Annotated in this window: 1 rRNA gene; it reads right to left on the bottom strand. The window is 56.9% G+C overall.

The features are described from left to right. Positions 1-1251 (bottom strand): 23S ribosomal RNA (locus tag ACJH6H_RS29750); the annotation flags it as partial.

The following is a 1251-nucleotide window of genomic DNA, read 5'->3' as shown; positions in this document are numbered from 1 at the left end:
ACTTCGCACGGACCTGTGTTTTTAGTAAACAGTCGCTTCTCACTGGTTTGTGCCACCCCCTCCCGCTGCCGGCAGCAAGTGCCTTGACGGTATGGAGGTCCCCCTTCTCCCGAAGTTACGGGGGCATTTTGCCGAGTTCCTTAACCATAGTTAACTCGTACGCCTTAGTATTCTCTACCTGACCACCTGTGTTGGTTTGGGGTACGGGCCATGTGTGCACTCGCTAGAGGCTTTTCTTGGCAGCATAGGATCACCGAATTCGCCTCACTCGGCTATGCATCACCTCTCAGACATGTGAACGACGGATTTGCCTATCGTTCGTCCTACAGGCTTACCCCGGTATTACCACTGACCGGTACGGCTACCTTCCTGCGTCACCCCATCGCTTGACTACTACCCACCAGGGTCCCACGCAGCCGGCAACACGTGATCCCCGAAAGGATCATCACGTGCCATTTGGATGGTTAGCACAATGGATTCATCACGGACGCACACACACGGGTACGGGAATATCAACCCGTTGTCCATCGACTACGCCTGTCGGCCTCGCCTTAGGTCCCGACTCACCCTGGGCGGACTGGCCTGCCCCAGGAACCCTTGGTCTTTCGGCGGGCAAGGTTCTCACTTGCCTATTCGCTACTCATGCCTGCATTCTCACTCCCACACCCTCCACAACTCGATCACTCGGCTGCTTCACCGGATGCAGGACGCTCCCCTACCCATCCTTGCGGATGCCGCGACTTCGGCGGTGTGCTTGAGCCCCGCTACATTATCGGCGCACAATCACTTGACCAGTGAGCTATTACGCACTCTTTCAAGGGTGGCTGCTTCTAAGCCAACCTCCTGGTTGTCTTCGCGACTGCACATCCTTTTCCACTTAGCACACGCTTAGGGGCCTTAGTCGGCGATCTGGGCTGTTTCCCTCTCGACGCACGGAGCTTATCCCCCGCCGTCTCACTGCCACGCTTTTGTCTTACCGGCATTCGGAGTTTGGCTGACGTCAGTAACCTGGTGAGGCCCATCGGCCATCCAGTAGCTCTACCTCCGGCAAGAAACACGCAACGCTGCACCTAAATGCATTTCGGGGAGAACCAGCTATCACGGAGTTTGATTGGCCTTTCACCCCTACCCACAGCTCATCCCCTCAGTCTTCAACCTAAGTGGGTTCGGGCCTCCACGCGGTCTTACCCGCGCTTCACCCTGGCCATGGGTAGATCACTCCGCTTCGGGTCCAGAACATGCCACTACACC

The sequence above is a fragment of the Mycobacterium sp. SMC-21 genome (genome assembly GCF_045310825.1).
In the GTDB taxonomy this organism is placed as follows: Bacteria; Actinomycetota; Actinomycetes; order Mycobacteriales; family Mycobacteriaceae; genus Mycobacterium.
This window is presented reverse-complemented; position numbering and strand designations above follow the sequence as displayed.